Here is a 17,825-nt window from a genome sequence, read left to right as displayed (position 1 = left end):
CGACATGACAGATTTCCTTTTGCTTGCCTTCATATTTCTTGCGGCGGGCGTGATTGCCGTGCCTATCGCCTCGCGGTTGGGCTTGGGGTCGGTCCTTGGCTACCTGATCGCGGGTATCGTGATCAGCCCGATCCTGGCCGTGCTGCATGTGGACGTGATCTCGATTCAGCATTTTGCCGAGTTCGGCGTGGTCATGATGCTGTTCCTTGTCGGACTGGAGCTTGAGCCACGTAACCTGTGGTCGATGCGCGGGCGGCTGCTGGGGCTTGGCGGCGGGCAGGTGGGCCTGACGGCGGCGGCGGTGATGGGCATCGCAATGCTGCTGGGGCTGCAATGGTCGATGGCGCTGGCCATCGGTCTGATCTTTGCGCTGTCGTCTACGGCGATTGTGCTGCAGTCGCTGGGCGAAAAGGGCCTTTTGAAAAGCGATGGCGGGCAGGGCGCGTTCTCGGTCCTGCTGTTTCAGGACATCGCCGTGATCCCGATGCTGGCGCTGTTCCCGCTGTTGGCCTTGCCCGAGCTGGCCCACCACGGCGCCGGCGGGCATGACGACGGCCACGGTCCGGCGCTGAGCCTTGTGGCCGGCCTGAACGGTTGGAAAACCACGTTGGTGACGCTGGCGGCCATCGCGGCGGTGGTGCTGGGCGGCAGCTTCCTGACCCGCCCGATCTTTCGCTTCATCTCGGCCGCTGGCCTGCGCGAGCTGTTCACGGCCACGGCGCTGTTCATGGTTATTGGCATCGCGCTGCTGATGTCACTGGTCGGGTTGTCCCCGGCGCTGGGCACGTTTTTGGCGGGCGTGGTTTTGGCGAACTCGGAATACCGGCACGAGTTGGAAAGCGATATCGACCCGTTCAAAGGGCTGTTGCTGGGCCTGTTCTTCATGACTGTCGGCGCTGGCATCAACTTTGCGCTGCTGGCCGAAAACCTGGTGCCCATCGTCGCGCTGACGCTGGGGCTGATGGCGCTGAAGTGCGGGGTTTTGTTATTCCTTGCGCGGCTCTTTCACATCAAAGGCAGTGACAAATGGCTGTTCGCGCTGTCGCTGGGTCAGGCGGGCGAGTTTGGTTTCGTGCTGCTGTCCTTTGCCGTGGCCAACGCGGTATTGCCGGGCGAACTGGCGGATCGGATGCTGTTGGTGGTGGCCTTGTCGATGCTGCTGACGCCTGCGCTGTTCATACTGTATGAACGCGTCATCGCCCCCCGTTACAACCAGCCGGAAGACGGCGAGGCCGACGATATCGACGAGCGCAACCAAATCATCATCGCCGGTATGGGGCGTGTGGGTGGTTTGATTGACCGGATGCTCAGCGCCGCCGGGTATACCACCACCGTGATTGATTTCAGCGCGGTGCAGCTGGAAAACCTGCGTCGGTTCGGCCTGCGCGCCTATTACGGCGACGCCACGCGGCCCGACCTATTGCACGCCGCCGGTATTGCCGAGGCGCGGGTTTTGGTCATTGCCATCGACGACAAGGAGAAGGTGACCGAGCTGACGCGCTATGCGATTCAGAATTATCCAGACTTGCACGTGGTCGCACGAGCGATTGACCGCGAGCATGTGTATCAGCTGTGGCATGCCGGGTGTCGCGATATTATTCGCGAAACTTTCGACAGCTCGCTGCGCATGGGCCGTTCTGCCTTCGAAGCCATGGGTATTTCGCGCGACCATTCCGATAAGATGGTCGAGGCTTTTGCCGCAATGGATCGCAAGGTATTGGCGTCGATGGCGGACGTTTTTGACCCCGACGTCCCAAACAATGAGAACGAAGCCTTCATAACTGGTGTGCGAGACAGGTTAGGTGGTTGGCAGGAAGAGATGGGTGCCGAAATGGCCCGTATTCGCGGCATTCGCCCGACACAAGCAGAGACTGAAACACCAAACGATGCCCCACAGGGCAAGAAGATCGAGGGATAGACACATGAGACAGCTTGGACTGGCGATAGCGGCTGCGCTGCTGCCTTTCGCGGCCATGTCGCAGGAATTGGCAATCAAGCCGGTCAAGGTGATCACCATTGAAAAGTCGGAACAGGTATTGGAGCGTCATTTCTTTGGCAAAGTCGTTGCGCGCCAAACCGTTGATCTGGCGTTTCAGGTTGGCGGGCAGGTTTTGATGCTTGATGCGATTGAAGGAACCGACGTCGCAGCGGGCGCAGTAATTGCACAGCTGGATCTTGTGCCATTTGAATTGGCCGAAGAACAGGCGCGGCTGCAAAAAGAACAAGCGGACCGGACGGTGACCCGCCTGACACGTCTGCAGGGCTCGTCCGTTAGCCAGGTTTCCGTGGATGACGCGCAAACTGCGGCAGGGCTGGCCGGGATCGCCCTGCGCAATGCCGAGGATTCGCTGTCCAAGGCCACGTTGCACGCTCCGTTCGATGCTGTTGTCGCCGCCCGAAACGTCGAGACATTCTCGACCGTGTCCCCCGGCATGCCAGTGGTTCGTTTGCATGATATGTCCGAACTGCGGATCGAGATTGACGTGCCCGAGATCCTGTTTCAGCGCGCCGGTGAAGACCCCAGCGTGGAGATCACCGCGCAGTTTCCGTTCAGCGCCAAAGAATACCCATTGGATGTGCGTGAGTTCAACGCCGAGGCTTCGGCCATCGGACAGACCTATCAACTGACCTTTGCACTGCAAACGCCCGAGGATTTGCGTGTTCTGCCAGGGTCATCGGTCACCGTACGTGCCCGTCTGAATGAAGGCCGCGCACGCACGCTTGTCCCGCCCACCGCTCTGGGTGTCGCAGCAGACAAGTCACTTTATGTGGTGGCATTCGATGCGGGTGAGGGTGACACCGGCGTTGCACGCCTCATTCCTGTAAAGGCCGAATCCACTGCGAATGGTGACTTTTTGATCACCAGCGGGCTGGATGATGGCGCCGTTGAAATCCTGGCGACCGGTGTAGACAACGTGGCTGACGGCCAGACGGTGCGCCGCTTTGGCGGCTTTCCGAATTAAGGGGGGCAGGGGATGTTCAACGTTGCACGCGGCGCCATCAACCGGTCGCTGACCATTTGGATCGTGATGCTGACCTGTCTTTTGGGCGGGCTGTGGGGTTTCAATACGATCGGAAGGCTGGAGGATCCGGCCTTTACCATCAAAACGGCCGTTATTGTCACGCAGTACCCCGGCGCCAGCGCTGAACAAGTTGCGCGCGAGGTCTCGGAACCGTTGGAATCGGCGATTCAGAAGATGGCCGAGGTGGACCGGATCGAAAGCATCAACCAACCGGGCATCTCGGTGATCGAGGTGGAGATCAAACCAACCTTCGACGGAACCGAACTGCCGGATGTCTGGACCAAGCTGCGCGCGCGGGTCAATGACGCCGTGGGCGATCTGCCGCAGGACGCCGCGCATCCTTTTGTGAATGACGGGTTTGGCGACGTTTTTGGGCTGTTTTACGCTGTTACGGCCGAAGGGTTTTCCGACGCCGAGAAACATGAGCTGGCCACCTATTTGCGCCGCGAATTGCTGGCCGTGAACGGCGTTGCGGATGTCGAGGTTGCGGGTCTGCCCCAAGAAGCAATTTTTGTTGAGCCCCGCATGGCTGTTGCCGTTAACCAGGGCGTTCCGCCGCAAGCGTTGGCGGGCGCCATCTCTACGGCCAACAGCGTGACACCTGCCGGAGCGCTGACCACTGACCGCCGACGGGTAGAGTTGAGCACGCCCGAAGGCTCGGATTCCGTGGCCGAGATCGCAGGCCTGTCCATCGGCGTGGGGGGTGAGGTTCTGAACCTTGTCGATATCGCCGATGTCTCACGCGGGCGGGTGGCCAACCCGAACTTGATGATCCGGTTCAACGGGGTCGAGGCGTTCACGCTGGGCGTCGCCGGAATTTCGACCGAAAACATTGTCGATATAGGCCACCGCGTGGATGCGCGCCTTGCAGAGTTGGATGCAAATATCCCTCTTGGCGTGACCATCGCCCCGATTTACCAGCAACATATCGTGGTGGAAGAGGCATCTAACGCTTTCCTTGTGAACCTTGCGATGTCGGTTGCCATTGTGGTCGCCGTGCTGGCGCTGTTCATGGGGGTGCGTGCAGCCATTGTTGTAGGAACAACCCTGCTGCTGACCGTTGTGGGTACTGTCTTTCTGATGGCGATATTCGCGATCGAGATGGAGCGGATTTCGCTGGGCGCGCTGATCATCGCCATGGGTATGCTGGTCGACAACGCGCTGGTGGTGGCCGAGGGCATGCAGATCGCGATGCTGCGCGGCAAATCCTCGCGCGATGCGGCGGACGAGGCGGCGGGCAAGACGCAGATCCCCTTGCTGGGCGCTACGGTGATTGGCATCATGGCCTTTGCCGGGATCGGGCTCAGCCCCGATGCGACGGGCGAGTTCCTGTTCTCGCTTTTTGCGGTGATCGCGATCTCACTTTTGCTGAGCTGGATATTGGCCATCACGGCCACGCCTCTGTTGGCCCACTATTTCTTCAAACAAGGCAGCGGCGAGGCGCATGACGCCTATGGCGGGCTGCTGTTTCGGGCATATGGGGCGGTTCTGCGTGGCGCATTGCGGTTGCGATGGCTGGTGCTGATGGCGCTTGTTGGGGTCACTGTGGCCTGCTTTGCCGGGTTCGCCAATGTGAAACAGCAATTCTTTCCCGATTCGAATACGCCGCTGTTTTTTGTGCATTACAAGCTGCCGCAAGGGGCCGACATCAACACCACCAGCGCCGACCTGAAGAGGGTCGAAGCTTGGTTGGCCGAGCGGGCCGAGGTTGTGGATGTATCGGCCTTTATCGGGCAAGGCGCGACGCGGTTTATGCTGACCTATCCCACGCAGCGCGCCAATCCCAGCTATGGCCACTTGATCGTGCGGACCGAAAACATCCAGCAGATTCCGCAGCTGCAAGCGGATTTGGAGCAATTCGGACGAAGCACCCTTATCAGCGGCGAGTTTCGAACCCGGCGTTTGGTCTTCGGTCCCGGCGGAGGAGACCCGATCGAAGTGCGGTTTTCTGGCCCCGACGCGGATGTATTGCGTCAATTGGGTCACGACGCAATCTCGTTGCTGTCGGATGAGGAAAACCTGATCGACCTGCGGATAAACTGGCGCGAGCGCACGCTGGCGCTCGAGCCCGTCTATGCCACCGAGCGCGCCCAAACCGCCGGCATCACGCGCGAGGACGTGGCCGGCGCGTTTCTCTTTGCCACCGATGGTTCGCGCGCCGGGGTTTACCGCGAGGATGAACGTCAGATACCCATCATCGTGCGTGTGGCGCCCGATGCTGGGCTGGGGCTGACCGACCAGGTGGTGTATTCGCAGAACGTCAACCGTTTCGTGCCGGTCGAACAGGCCATCGACGGGATGCAGATCAAACCGCGCGACACGCTGATCTTCCGCCGCGACCGGGTGCAGACGCTGACCGTTTCCGCCGACATCCCCCCATCGATGACCGCCGCCGAGGTGCACACCGCCATTCGCGCGCGGATCGAGGCGATGGCGCTGCCGGTGGGGTACAAGATGGAATGGGGCGGCGAGTTCGAAAGCGCCGGCGATGCCCAGGCCAGCCTGGCCGGGCAATTGCCGCTCAGCCTGATCGTGATGGTGCTGATCTCGGTCCTGCTGTTTGGGGCGCTGCGCCAACCGATCATCATCTGGCTGCTGGTGCCGATGTCTGTGAACGGCGTGGCAATCGCGCTGTTGGGCACGGGGCTGCCGTTCACCTTTACCGCGCTTTTGGGCCTGCTCAGCCTTTCGGGCATGCTGATCAAGAACGGCATCGTTCTGGTGGAAGAGATCGACCTGGTGGAAGAGATCGACCTGGTGCGCGAAACCGGCCTGCCCCTGCGCGAGGCTATTGTGCAGGCCAGCGTGTCGCGCCTGCGCCCGGTGGTGCTGGCTGCGGCTACCACGATCCTGGGCATGGCGCCCCTGCTGACCGACGCGTTTTTTGTGTCGATGGCGGTGACGATCATGGGTGGTCTTGCGTTTGCGTCGGTCCTGACGCTGATTGCGGCGCCGGTGCTGTATGACGTGTTCTTCAGCCGCGCGGCCCGCCGCGCAGGTGGTGCACAAGAAATGGGCAGTGAAGCCGTTGTTGCCTGAAAATTCTGCTCTGCGGCGCGGGGTTGCCTGATCCCGCGCCGCATGGCGTTTACTTCGCCCGGGATAGCATCGACTTGAGTGCCCATGATGTCCCGTCTGTCCATTGTCGTTGTCGAACGCGACCGCGAGCGCGCCCTGTTGATCGTCGACAGCCTGAAGGCCGCTGGTGATCACGATGTCTTTGTCATTGCAGAGGAAACCGGGCTTGCGCGGCGAATCTCTGAACGAAATCCGGATGTGGTTCTGGTGGATGTCGCCAGCCCCTCGCGCGATATGCTGGAAGAGCTCACATTGGCCTCCAGCCCATTGGATCGGCCGGTGGCCATGTTCGTGGATCAGTCGGACGATGGCCTAACCGCGGCCGCAATCGAGGCCGGCGTGTCTGCTTATGTCGTGGACGGGCTGCGGGCTGATCGGATCAAACCGGTGCTGGACGCTGCGATTGCGCGGTTCCACATGTTCCGCCGCATGCGCAACGAGTTGGAGGCAACAAAACGCGCCCTAGAAGAACGCAAAATCATCGACCGCGCCAAAGGTCTTTTGATGAAGGCGCGGGGCATTGAAGAAGACGAGGCCTATGCCTTGCTGCGCAAAACCGCGATGGATCAGGGCCGCAAGGTTGTCGATGTCGCCGAGGCGCTGGTTACCGCGGCGGGGTTGTTGTCATGAAGGTGGAAACCATCCGCGCGGGGTATGTGCCGCTGGTCGACGCCGCGCCGCTGATCGTAGCCCATGAAATGGGGTTTGCTGCCGAAGAGGGGTTGCATATCGCCTTGCACAAGGCGCCGTCATGGTCGTCGCTGCGTGATATGTTGGTCTTTGGGCAAATTGATGCCGCGCACATGCTGTCGCCGGTTCCTGTAGCCATGCGCCTGGGCATGGGGGGCGTACAAACTCCGCTGGATGCGCTAAGCGTGCTTTCAGTGAACGGGCCGGTAATTGGCGTGTCGCGTGCGATCGAGGCGCGGTTGCGTGAAGCCGGATATGACTTCGATTTTTCCGATGCTGGCAAAGCGGGTGCCGCGCTGGCAGCGGCATGCGAAGGGCCGCTGCGTTTTGGCGTGCCGTTCCCGTTTTCGATGCATGTTGAACTGCTGCATTATTGGCTGAACGGTTTGTCTGACCGGGTGCCGGGCCCGCCTGCTATTCACACCATTCCCCCGCCCTTGATGGCACGCGCCATGGCGGATGGCGAGATTGACGCCTTTTGCGTGGGCGAGCCATGGGGTTCGATGGCGGTGGAAAACGGCTCGGGCGCGCTGTTGTTGCCGGGCAATGCGATTTGGGCGTCAGAGCCGGACAAGGTGCTGGCTGTGCGTCACGAATGGGCCGAGGCGCAAGGTGAGTTGACCGGGCGTCTGCTGCGTGCTGTTTGGCGCGCCGGGCGTTGGTTGGCCGAAGGTGGTCAGCAAACCACTGCATCCGAAATTCTGGCGCGCCCTGATTACCTTGGTGTACCTGCCGAGGTTATCGACCGGGCCTTTACCGGGCGTCTTGTGATCTCGAACCATGGCGACGAACGCGTCGTCCCACGCTTTCTTGACTTCCACCATGGTGCGGCAACTTTCCCGTGGCGCAGTCAGGCCGCGTGGATCGGGGCGCAGTTGGCTAAACGGGCCGGTCAGGATATTGCCGCTGCTATTTCTATAGCCAAAACAGTGTTTCGCACGGACCTGTACCGCGAGCATCTGCGCGACGTAGTCTCGGATATGCCGGGCGCTTCAGAGAAACTGGAGGGCGCAATCTCGGTGGAAACCACTGCTGCTTCAGAATCGGGCAGGCTGTTTCTACAGCCCGATCCGTTTTTTGATGGCCGAATTTTTGACCCGCTCAGCGCCAAGAGGTGAAAAATTAGGCAGAATTGCCGCATTGCAGCACGGGACGTTTGAGTTTGGGCGCATAACGCCTTGTAACCCTTCCTTCCCAAAGGGCATCACCTTTGCAGGGAACAACGCTGTTCCTCTCCTCCTTACCCTCGAAGACGTGGGTGACTTTGAGCAAGGCCGCTCGACCCTTTGCATGATGTGCAAAGTGAGTCAGTGGCCTTTTTTCGTTTTTGCCCCGCAGCTTTTGTGGGGCCTGACATGGGAATTGGAATGAAACGCATCGCTTCTCTCCTCGTCGCGTCCACGCTGATGGCGGGTTCTGCTTCGGCCGAGCTGTTGGACCTTGAAAAAGACGAGCTGACTTTTGGCTTTATCAAACTCACCGACATGGCGCCGCTGGCTGTTGCCTATGAACAGGGCTACTTCTTGGACGAAGGCCTGTTCGTGACCCTGGAAGCCCAGGCCAACTGGAAAGTTCTGCTGGACGGCGTGATCGACGGTCAGCTGGACGGCGCGCATATGCTGGCCGGTCAGCCGCTGGCCGCGACCATCGGTTTTGGTACCGAAGCCCACATTATCACGCCGTTTTCGATGGACCTGAACGGCAACGGTATCACCGTGTCGAACGAGATCTGGGCCCAGATGAAAGAGCACATCCCGCACGAGGATGGCAAACCCGTCCACCCGATCAGCGCCAGCGCGCTGAAGCCGGTGGTCGAGGATTACGCCGCCCAGGGCAAGCCGTTCAATATGGGCATGGTGTTCCCGGTTTCGACCCACAATTACGAGCTGCGCTATTGGCTGGCTGCCGGTGGTCTGGAGCCCGGTTTCTATAGCCCCGAGAACATCACCGGCCAGATTGGTGCCGATGTTCTGCTGAGCGTGACGCCGCCGCCGCAGATGCCCGCCACGATGGAAGCCGGCACCATCTACGGTTACTGCGTGGGTGAACCGTGGAACCAGCAGGCCGTGTTCAAAGGCATCGGTGTTCCGGTGATCACCGATTACGAGCTGTGGAAGAACAACCCCGAGAAAGTATTCGGCATCACCAACGAGTTTGCCGAACAGTATCCGAACACGACTCTGGCCGTGACCAAGGCGCTGATCCGTGCCGCGATCTGGCTGGATGAAAACGACAACGCCAACCGTCCGGCGGCCGTGGAAATCCTGAGCCGCCCGGAATATGTGGGCGCCGATTATGAGGTGATCGCCAACTCGATGACCGGTACGTTCGAATACGAAAAGGGCGACAAGCGCGAAGTGCCTGATTTCAACGTGTTCTTCCGGTACAACGCGACGTATCCGTTTTATTCCGATGCCATCTGGTACCTGACGCAGATGCGCCGCTGGGGTCAGATCGCCGAGTACAAGTCGGACGATTGGTATCACGAGACCGCCAAGAAAGTGTACAAGCCCGCGATCTATCTGGAAGCGGCGCGTCTGCTGGTTGACGAGGGTCTGGCCAACGAAGCCGACTTCCCCTGGGACAGCGACGGCTACAAGGCCGCGACGCCTGCCGAAGATATCATCGACGGCATCCCCTATGACGGCCGCACGCCCAACGCGTATCTGGAAAGCCTGCCGATTGGCCTGAAGGGTGAGCAGAAAGTGGTTGGGGTCGAGGTTCAGGGCTGAGCCTTCGGGCGGGACGGCGCTCGCGCTGCGCGCATCGCCCCGCCCACCCTCCCACAGCGTTAATCCCCGCAGAGGACATGTTATGACCGCGATCGATCCCCAAGCCCTGAGCGCAGACGAGGCCCGCGAAGCCCGCCGTGCCCGGCTGTTTACCCGTATCAACAAGGCCGATGCCTGGTTCCAGGTTCTGGGGCTGAGCTGGGTCACCCCGGTTCTGAAGGCTGCCGCCGGCGACAACCCGCGCGCGCAGATGAAGGATATCTGGCGCCTTTTGGGGGTGCCGCTTTTGGCGATTGCGGCGTTTTTGGCGTTGTGGGGCACATTGGCGCCCACGGTTCAGACATCGCTGGGGGCGGTGCCGGGGCCTGCGCAGGTTTGGGAGCAGGCGGTGAACCTGCACGAAGATGCCGCCGCGAAAGCCCAGGCGCGGGGCGATTTTGAGGACAAGCTGGCGACACTGAACGAGCGCCGTGTGGCAGCTGGCAAAGAGCCGGTGCAGAAAGCCTATACCGGGGCGCCGTCTTATTACGCGCAGATCTGGACCTCGATCAAAACCGTGTTCTTCGGGTTCTTGATTGCCACCGTGATCGCGGTGCCGTTGGGCATTATGGCGGGGCTGAGCCCCACGGCAAATGCTGCGATCAACCCGATGATCCAGATCTTTAAGCCGGTTTCTCCCCTGGCCTGGCTGCCGATTGTCACGATGGTCGTGTCAGCGCTTTACACCACCAATGACGGGTTGTTTGCCAAGTCGTTCCTGAACTCGGCCATCACCGTGACCTTATGTTCGCTGTGGCCGACATTGATCAACACCGCACTGGGTGTGGCGTCGATCGACAAGGACCTGGTGAACGTATCCAAGGTGTTGAAAATGAACACCTATACCAAGATCACCAAGCTGGTTCTGCCCTCGGCCCTGCCGCTGATCTTTACCGGGTTGCGCCTGAGCCTGGGCGTGGGCTGGATGGTTCTGATTGCCGCCGAGATGCTGGCGCAGAACCCCGGTTTGGGCAAGTTCGTGTGGGATGAGTTCCAGAACGGCTCGTCCAGCTCGCTGGCCAAGATCATGGTGGCGGTGTTCACCATCGGGATCATCGGCTTCCTGCTGGACCGTCTGATGTACGCCATCCAGTCGATGTTCACCTTCACGAATAACCGGTGATCGCAGATGTCTGTACTTGAGTTCAAAAACGTCTCGAAAAGCTTCGGCGAAGGCACCGCCAAGACCGATGTTCTGAAAGACATCAACCTGGCGGTGGCAGAGGGCGAGTTTCTGGTTCTGCTGGGCTTCTCGGGCACCGGGAAGACGACACTGATCAACCTAATGGCGGGGCTGGAAAGCCCCACCAAGGGCGACGTGACGTTCAAGGGTAAGCCGATCACCGGCCCCGGCCCGGAACGCGGCGTGATCTTTCAAAGCTACTCGTTGATGCCGTGGCTGACGGTGAACGGCAATGTGGGGCTGGCGGTGGACACGATGTTCCCCGGCCTGTCCAAGGCCGAGAAGGCCGAGAAGGTTGCGCATTACGTCAACATGGTGGGGCTGGGCCACGCCACGACCCGGCGTCCGGCGGAGCTGTCGGGCGGTATGCGCCAGCGGGTGAACGTGGCGCGTGCCTTGGCGATGGACCCCGAGGTTTTGTTGCTGGACGAGCCACTTTCCGCGCTGGACGCACTGACCCGCGCCAATCTGGCCGACGAGATCGAGGCGATCTGGGACGCTGACAAAAAGACCTGTGTGCTGATCACCAATGACGTGGACGAGGCCATTTTGCTGGCCGACCGCATTATCGCGCTGAACCCCGATGGCACGTTGGGGGATGAGTTCAAGGTGACGATCCCGCGGCCGCGCGAGCGGGGCGCGATGAACACCGACGAGACGTTCAAGTCGCTGCGCATGCAGGTGACGAATTACCTGATGGATGTGGGCATCAAGGCGCGCGTTGAGGGTACCAAAGAGCTGCCCGATGTCACGCCGATCCACGGGGTGCCGACGGCTGTGGCCAAGGCACAGGAGGGGTTGCTTGACGAACGCTTCCTCGATTTCAGCCAGCTTCACAAGGTGTACCCAACGCCCAAGGGCCCGCTGACTGTGGTTGAAGACTTCGATCTGAAGATCAACCGGGGTGAGTTCATCAGCCTGATCGGGCATTCGGGTTGTGGCAAGTCAACGGTTCTGACCATGGCGGCGGGGCTGAACGAGATCTCGAAAGGGGCGATCAAGCTGGATGGCCGGCATGTCGAGGGGGCCGACCCCGAACGCGCTGTGGTGTTCCAGTCGCCCAACCTGTTCCCGTGGCTGAGCGCGCGCGAGAACTGCGCGATTGGCGTCGACAAGGTGTATCCGCGCGCCAGCCAGGCCGAGCGTCAGGACGTGGTGGAATATTATCTGGAGCGTGTGGGTCTGGCCGACGCGATGGACCGTCCGGCGCATTCCATGTCGAACGGCATGCAGCAGCGTGTGGGGATCGCGCGGGCCTTTGCCCTGTCGCCCAAATTACTGTTGCTGGACGAACCGTTCGGTATGCTGGACAGCCTGACCCGGTGGGAGCTGCAAGAGGTTCTGATGGAGGTCTGGTCGCGCACCAAGGTCACCGCGATCTGCGTGACCCATGACGTGGACGAGGCCATCCTTTTGGCCGACCGCGTGGTGATGATGACCAACGGCCCGCAGGCCACCATCGGCAAGATTGTTGACGTGGACCTGCCGCGCCCGCGCACCCGCAAGGCGCTGTTGGAGCATCCCGACTATTACACCTATCGCCAGCAGGTTCTGGATTTCCTCGAGGAATACGAACATGGCGCGAAACCCAAACCCAAGGCCAAGCCCGAAGCGGCCAAGGCCATTGCGGCGGAGTGAAGGGTATGACCAAGAAATTGATCGTAATCGGGGCCGGCATGGCCTCGGGGCGGGCCATCGAACACCTGATCGAGGGCGACGCCGACGCTTATGACATCACCCTGTTCAACGCCGAGCCGCGCGGGAACTATAATCGCATCATGCTGTCGCCGGTTCTATCCGGTGAAAAGACATACGAAGAGATCGTCACCCATGACGACGCCTGGTATGCCGAGAACAAGGTAACCACGCGGTTTGGCGAGAAGGTCGTTAATATCGACCGCGCCGCCAAGACGGTGACGGCCGAAAATGGCGACGTTCTGGCCTATGACAAGCTGCTGTTTGGCACCGGGTCGAACCCGTTCATGATCCCGCTGCCGGGCCATGATCTGGACGGGGTGATCGCCTATCGCGATCTGGAAGATACCGAACGCATGATGGGTATGGGCGCGGGCAACAAGGTGGTTGTCATCGGCGGGGGGCTGTTGGGCCTCGAGGCTGCTGCTGGCATGGCCGCGCGCGGGGCCGACGTGACCGTGGTGCACATTATGGGCCACCTGATGGAACGCCAGCTGGACGAGGCCGCGGGGTATCTGCTGCGCAAGGCGCTGATCGACAAGGGCATCACCGTGATGTGCAGCGCTAACTCGAAAGAGATTTTGGGCCAGGATGGCAAAGTGCGCGCGCTGATGCTGGATGACGGCACCGAACTGCCTTGCGAGTTGCTGGTGATGGCCGTTGGCATCCGCCCCAACGTCGCGCTGGCGCAAGCGGCCGGTCTGGCCGTGGGGCGCGGGATCCACGTGGATGATCAGCTGCTGACCTCGGATGAAAACATTCTGGCGGTGGGCGAATGCGTGGAACATGACGGCGCGCTTTTTGGCCTTGTCGCCCCGCTTTATGATCAGGCCAAGGTGGTGGCCAAAACCCTGCTGGGTGAAGACGCCGCCTTTGTTCAGCGCGAGGTGTCGACCAAACTGAAGGTGACGGGGTGCGACCTGTTCAGCGCCGGCGATTTCGCCGATGGTGAAGGGCGCGAGGACATCGTGTTTCGCGATCCGGCGCGCGGTGTCTACAAACGCCTGGTGATCGAAGACAACAAGATCATCGGCGCCGTGATGTATGGCGACACGGCCGATGGCAACTGGTTTTACGGCCATATCAAGGACGGCACCGATATCGCCGAGATGCGCGACACGCTGATCTTTGGTCCGGCTTATCAGGGGGGTGCCGCCGCGGACCCTTTGGCGGCCGTTGCAGCCTTACCGCCTGAGGCGGAAATCTGTGGCTGTAACGGCGTAAGCAAGGCAGACATCGTGGCCTCGATCGAAGGGGGCGCCACCACGTTGGAGGATGTGCGCGCCCAGACCAAGGCCAGCGGCTCGTGCGGGACCTGCACCGGGCTGGTGGAACAGGTTCTGTCCTTCACGCTGGGTGATCGCTTCGTATTGCCGACGGCCAAGCCGATGTGCGGCTGTACCGACCTGACGCACGAGGATGTGCGCCGCCTGATCAAGACGAAAGAGCTGAAAAGCCAGGAGGCCGTGTGGCAAGAGCTGGGTTGGAAAACCCGCAATGGCTGTCACGTGTGCCGCCCGGCGATCAACTATTACCTGCTGGCCGATTGGCCTATTGAATATCAGGACGATCCGCAAAGCCGGTTCGTGAACGAACGCAAACACGCCAACATCCAAAAGGATGGCACGTTCAGCGTTGTGCCGCGCATGTGGGGTGGGATCACCACCCCGGACGAGCTGCGCGCGATTGCCGATGCGGCCGACAAGTACAACGTGCCGACGGTGAAGGTGACCGGTGGGCAGCGGATCGACCTTCTGGGTGTCAAAGGCGAGGATCTGCCGGGCATCTGGTACGATCTGAACCAGGCCGGCATGGTCTCGGGCCACGCCTATTCCAAGGGGCTGCGCACGGTGAAAACCTGTGTTGGGTCCGATCATTGCCGGTTTGGCACGCAGGACAGCACCGGTTTGGGTGTGAAGCTGGAAAAGCACCTGTGGGGCAGCTGGACCCCGCACAAGCTGAAGCTGGCCGTGTCGGGCTGCCCGCGCAACTGCGCCGAGGCGACGTGCAAGGATATCGGCGTGATCTGCGTGGATTCGGGATACGAGATCCATGTGGCCGGCGCCGCCGGCATGGAGGTCAAAGAGACTGAGGTTCTGGCCAAGGTCACCACCGAGGACGAAGCCATCGAAATGATCAGCGCCATGACGCAGATCTATCGCGAAAACGCCAAGTATCTGGACCGGGTGTTCAAATGGGTCGACAAGGTGGGCCTGGACTGGGTCAAGGCCCAGATCGTGGACGACGCCGAGAACCGCAAGGCGCTGGCCGACCGGTTCGAGCTGTCGCAATCGGTCTATCGCGCCGACCCCTGGGCCGAACATGCGGCCAAGAAGGCCGAAACCTATCAACCCCTTGCAGATCTGACCCTGGAGGCCGCGGAATGAGCTGGATTGATATTGGCGCGATTGACGACATTCCGCTGCGCGGGGCGCGGATCGTCAAGACATCCATGGGCTGCGTCGCGGTGTTTCGCACGGACACAGAGGAGGTATTCGCCACCGCCGATCGCTGCCCGCACAAGGGCGGTCCCCTGTCCGAGGGGATCGTCCACGGGCGGTCGGTGACCTGCCCGCTGCACAATTGGGTGTTCAGCCTGGAAAGCGGTCAGGCGCAAGGCGCCGACGAGGGGCAGATCGCCACCTATGCCACGCGCGTCGAAGGCGGCCGCATCCTGCTGGACGGTACGGTTCTGGCCAACCGCTCGGCCGCGTGATGGACGGCGCGGCGGACCAACAGCGGCTGACGGCGGTTGATGCGCCGGCAGCGATCCGCACCACCTGCCCCTATTGCGGTGTGGGCTGCGGGGTTCTGGCCACGCCCGATGGCAGGGGCGGGTTGGACATCAAGGGCGATCCGGACCACCCGGCCAACAAGGGGCGTTTGTGTTCCAAGGGCTCGGCGCTCGGCGAGACCCTCGCGCGCGAGGGTCGTCTTCTCGCCCCGCAGATCGGCGAACGAACCGCAAGTTGGGACGACGCGCTTGATCTGGTTGCCGACCGGTTCCGCCGGACCATCGCAGAACACGGGCCCGACAGCGTGGCCTTTTACGTGTCGGGTCAGTTGCTGACCGAGGATTATTACGTGGCCAACAAGCTGATGAAAGGGTTCATCGGTTCGGCCAATATCGACACCAATTCGCGTCTGTGCATGGCCTCGAGCGTGGCAGGACACAAGCGCGCCTTTGGCACCGACACCGTGCCGGGCCAGTACGAGGATCTGGAAGAGGCTGACCTGATCGTGCTGGTTGGCTCGAACCTGGCGTGGTGTCATCCGGTGCTGTTTCAGCGTATCGTGGCGGCCAAGGCGGCCCGGCCGGGTATGAAGGTGATCAATGTTGACCCGCGCGTCACCGCGACCTCGGACCTGGCCGATCTGCATCTGGATATTGCGCCGGGTGGCGATGTGGCTTTGTTCAATGCCTTGTTGGTTGCATTGGCCGATGGCGGGCAGGTGGATGCAGATTACGTCGCGCGCCACGTGGACGGGTTTGACGCCGCGCTGGCACAGGCGCGCGCGGACGATGCCGACGCCACCGGCCTGTCGCCGGAAAAGCTGAGCGAATTTCTGCGCCTTTGGACCGGCACCCGCAAGGTGGTGACGATCTATAGCCAAGGCGTGAACCAGGCCCGCAATGGCACCGACAAGGTGAACGCCATTCTGAACTGTCATCTGGCCACCGGCCGCATCGGCCGCCCCGGCATGGGCCCGTTCAGCGTGACCGGTCAGCCCAACGCCATGGGTGGGCGCGAGGTGGGCGGTCTGGCCAATATGCTGGCCTGCCATCTGGACCTCGAAAACGCCGAGCACCGCGCGGCGGTTAAGACGTTCTGGGATGCGCCGACCATTCCCGATGCCCCCGGCGCCAAGGCGGTCGACATGTTCCGCAAGGTTGGCAATGGCCAGATCAAGGCGATCTGGATCATGTGCACCAATCCCGCCGTCAGCATGCCTGATGCCGGCGATGTGCGGGCGGCTTTGCGGGGCTGCGACTTTGTGGTGGTCTCGGACATGTTCGGCGATACCGACACGGCGAAACTGGCGCATGTGCGGCTGCCCGCCACCGGCTGGGCCGAGAAAGACGGCACCGTCACCAATTCCGAACGCCGCATCAGCCGTCAGCGCGGCATGCTGCCCCCGCCCGGTCAGGCGCGCCACGATTGGGACGTGCTGTCCGACGTGGGCCGGCGCATGGGCTGGCCGCGCGCCTTTGACTATGCCAGCCCGGCCGAGATTTTCCGCGAATACGCGGCGATGACGCAGCTGTCGGTGGATTTCGGCAAAGATCTGGACCTGACACCGCTGGCAGAGCTTTCGGACAGCCAGTTCGACGCCATGGCGCCGGTCAGCTGGCCGCTGCGCCCCGACGGCGCGGCGCAGCGCTTCTTTGCCGATGGCGGGTTCTTCACCGATACCGGCCGGGCGCGCATGTTGCCCGTGTCGGGCGCCTTGCCGCGCGACATGCGTGATGGCGCGGCCCCGTTCCGGCTGAACACCGGCCGGGTGCGCGACCATTGGCACACCATGAGCCGCACCGGCATGGCGCCCAAGCTGAGCCAGCACCTGGCCGAACCCTATGTGGAAATCCACCCCGCCGACATGGCGCGGCTGAACCTGCGGCCCGCCGATATTGCCACGATCGAGGCGAACGGTCAGCCCGTTCTGCTGCGCGTCATGCCCAGTACCAAGGTTAAACCGGGCGCGGTTTTTGCGCCGATCCACTGGACCGATCAGGTCGCGTCCTCGGCAATTGTCAGCCGCTTAACCACCAAGGACACCGATCCGTTTTCGGGGCAGCCCGACAGCAAGGGCGCGGCGGTATCGATCCGCAAATTCGACGCCACGTGGTACGGTTTCGCGGTATCTGCCTCGCGGCCAAACCCCGATTGCGCTTATTGGGCGCTGGCCAGAACCGGTGATGGTTGGCGTGCGGAGCTGGCCGGGCTGCGCGCGCCCGCCAATTGGGAAGACCACGCCCGCCAGATGTTCAACCTGCCACAGGCCGAGGCCGTTTCTCTGATCGACGCCGAGGCCGGCCTGGCCCGCGTGGCGCTGGTGCTGGATGGCGTGACTCGTGCCGCCCTGTTTGTTGCGCCGCAACCCGTGGCCGTTGCCCGTAGTTTCCTGACCGGCGCGCTGGGCGACTCCGCCGATCTGGTTTTGCCCGGTCAACCCGGTGCAGGCCGCCCCGATCCGGGGCCGACATTGTGCTCGTGTTTCGGCGTGGGCGTGAACACGATCACCCTAGCGATCCGCAATCAGGGTCTTACCAGTGTCGAGGCTATCGGCGAAGCGCTACAGGCGGGCACCAATTGTGGCTCGTGCCGTCCCGAACTGGCTGCGCTATTGTCGACGCTGACGATTCCCCACGCTGCGGAGTAACCC

11 protein-coding genes are annotated in these 17,825 nt (G+C 61.8%); all 11 read left to right on the top strand.

Going from position 1 to position 17,825, the window contains the following annotated elements; translation table 11 throughout:
• The first annotated feature begins 4 nt into the window (after window positions 1–4).
• Window positions 5–1,918 (top strand): cation:proton antiporter domain-containing protein, encoded by a 1,914-nt coding sequence (locus ACMU_RS00870; RefSeq protein WP_035255999.1) that lies wholly within the window; start codon window positions 5–7, stop codon window positions 1,916–1,918.
• Between the two features lie 4 nt (window positions 1,919–1,922).
• Window positions 1,923–2,963, top strand: coding sequence for an efflux RND transporter periplasmic adaptor subunit (locus ACMU_RS00865; RefSeq protein ID WP_035255296.1), 1,041 nt, complete (start codon window positions 1,923–1,925; stop codon window positions 2,961–2,963).
• 12 nt (window positions 2,964–2,975) lie between these two features.
• Window positions 2,976–6,062, top strand: coding sequence for an efflux RND transporter permease subunit (locus tag ACMU_RS00860; protein ID WP_035255295.1), 3,087 nt, complete (start codon window positions 2,976–2,978; stop codon window positions 6,060–6,062).
• A gap of 84 nt (window positions 6,063–6,146) precedes the next feature.
• The gene (locus tag ACMU_RS00855; protein ID WP_035255293.1) at window positions 6,147–6,731 is read left to right on the top strand and encodes an ANTAR domain-containing response regulator; all 585 of its coding nucleotides are present in this window, start codon (window positions 6,147–6,149) and stop codon (window positions 6,729–6,731) included.
• Window positions 6,728–7,909: an ABC transporter substrate-binding protein gene (locus ACMU_RS00850; protein WP_035255291.1), complete on the top strand. Its 1,182-nt coding sequence runs from the start codon at window positions 6,728–6,730 to the stop codon at window positions 7,907–7,909. The genes ACMU_RS00855 and ACMU_RS00850 overlap by 4 nt, the downstream gene beginning before the upstream one ends.
• A 288-nt stretch (window positions 7,910–8,197) precedes the next feature.
• Window positions 8,198–9,523, top strand: a complete 1,326-nt coding sequence (locus tag ACMU_RS00840) for a CmpA/NrtA family ABC transporter substrate-binding protein (RefSeq protein WP_152544491.1) — start codon at window positions 8,198–8,200, stop codon at window positions 9,521–9,523.
• Window positions 9,524–9,605: 82 nt separating this feature from the next.
• Complete coding sequence (locus ACMU_RS00835; protein WP_035255287.1) at window positions 9,606–10,685, top strand: ABC transporter permease; 1,080 nt, start codon at window positions 9,606–9,608, stop codon at window positions 10,683–10,685.
• A gap of 6 nt (window positions 10,686–10,691) precedes the next feature.
• On the top strand, window positions 10,692–12,383 hold the full coding sequence (locus ACMU_RS00830; RefSeq protein WP_035255285.1) for an ABC transporter ATP-binding protein: 1,692 nt from the start codon (window positions 10,692–10,694) through the stop codon (window positions 12,381–12,383).
• 5 nt (window positions 12,384–12,388) lie between these two features.
• Window positions 12,389–14,827 (top strand): nitrite reductase large subunit NirB, encoded by a 2,439-nt coding sequence (gene nirB, locus ACMU_RS00825; protein ID WP_035255282.1) that lies wholly within the window; start codon window positions 12,389–12,391, stop codon window positions 14,825–14,827.
• Window positions 14,824–15,156, top strand: coding sequence for a nitrite reductase small subunit NirD (gene nirD / locus ACMU_RS00820; protein ID WP_035255279.1), 333 nt, complete (start codon window positions 14,824–14,826; stop codon window positions 15,154–15,156). The genes nirB and nirD overlap by 4 nt, the downstream gene beginning before the upstream one ends.
• Complete coding sequence (locus tag ACMU_RS00815) at window positions 15,156–17,822, top strand: nitrate reductase (RefSeq protein ID WP_051587751.1); 2,667 nt, start codon at window positions 15,156–15,158, stop codon at window positions 17,820–17,822. The genes nirD and ACMU_RS00815 overlap by 1 nt, the downstream gene beginning before the upstream one ends.
• Window positions 17,823–17,825 lie beyond the last annotated feature (3 nt).

The organism is Actibacterium mucosum KCTC 23349, from assembly GCF_000647975.1.
GTDB classification, from domain to species: domain Bacteria; phylum Pseudomonadota; class Alphaproteobacteria; order Rhodobacterales; family Rhodobacteraceae; genus Actibacterium; species Actibacterium mucosum.
This window is presented reverse-complemented; position numbering and strand designations above follow the sequence as displayed.

Excerpts from the sequence above, each read along its gene's own strand:
- ACMU_RS00860 (WP_035255295.1), top strand. The coding sequence starts at position 2,976 with ATGTTCAACGTTGCACGCGGCGCCATCAACCGGTCGCTGACCATTTGG.
- ACMU_RS00835 (WP_035255287.1), top strand. The coding sequence starts at position 9,606 with ATGACCGCGATCGATCCCCAAGCCCTGAGCGCAGACGAGGCCCGCGAA.
- ACMU_RS00815 (WP_051587751.1), top strand. The coding sequence starts at position 15,156 with ATGGACGGCGCGGCGGACCAACAGCGGCTGACGGCGGTTGATGCGCCG.
- ACMU_RS00855 (WP_035255293.1), top strand. The coding sequence starts at position 6,147 with ATGATGTCCCGTCTGTCCATTGTCGTTGTCGAACGCGACCGCGAGCGC.
- ACMU_RS00840 (WP_152544491.1), top strand. The coding sequence starts at position 8,198 with ATGGCGGGTTCTGCTTCGGCCGAGCTGTTGGACCTTGAAAAAGACGAG.
- nirD (WP_035255279.1), top strand. The coding sequence starts at position 14,824 with ATGAGCTGGATTGATATTGGCGCGATTGACGACATTCCGCTGCGCGGG.
- ACMU_RS00870 (WP_035255999.1), top strand. The coding sequence starts at position 5 with ATGACAGATTTCCTTTTGCTTGCCTTCATATTTCTTGCGGCGGGCGTG.
- nirB (WP_035255282.1), top strand. The coding sequence starts at position 12,389 with ATGACCAAGAAATTGATCGTAATCGGGGCCGGCATGGCCTCGGGGCGG.
- ACMU_RS00850 (WP_035255291.1), top strand. The coding sequence starts at position 6,728 with ATGAAGGTGGAAACCATCCGCGCGGGGTATGTGCCGCTGGTCGACGCC.
- ACMU_RS00830 (WP_035255285.1), top strand. The coding sequence starts at position 10,692 with ATGTCTGTACTTGAGTTCAAAAACGTCTCGAAAAGCTTCGGCGAAGGC.
- ACMU_RS00865 (WP_035255296.1), top strand. The coding sequence starts at position 1,923 with ATGAGACAGCTTGGACTGGCGATAGCGGCTGCGCTGCTGCCTTTCGCG.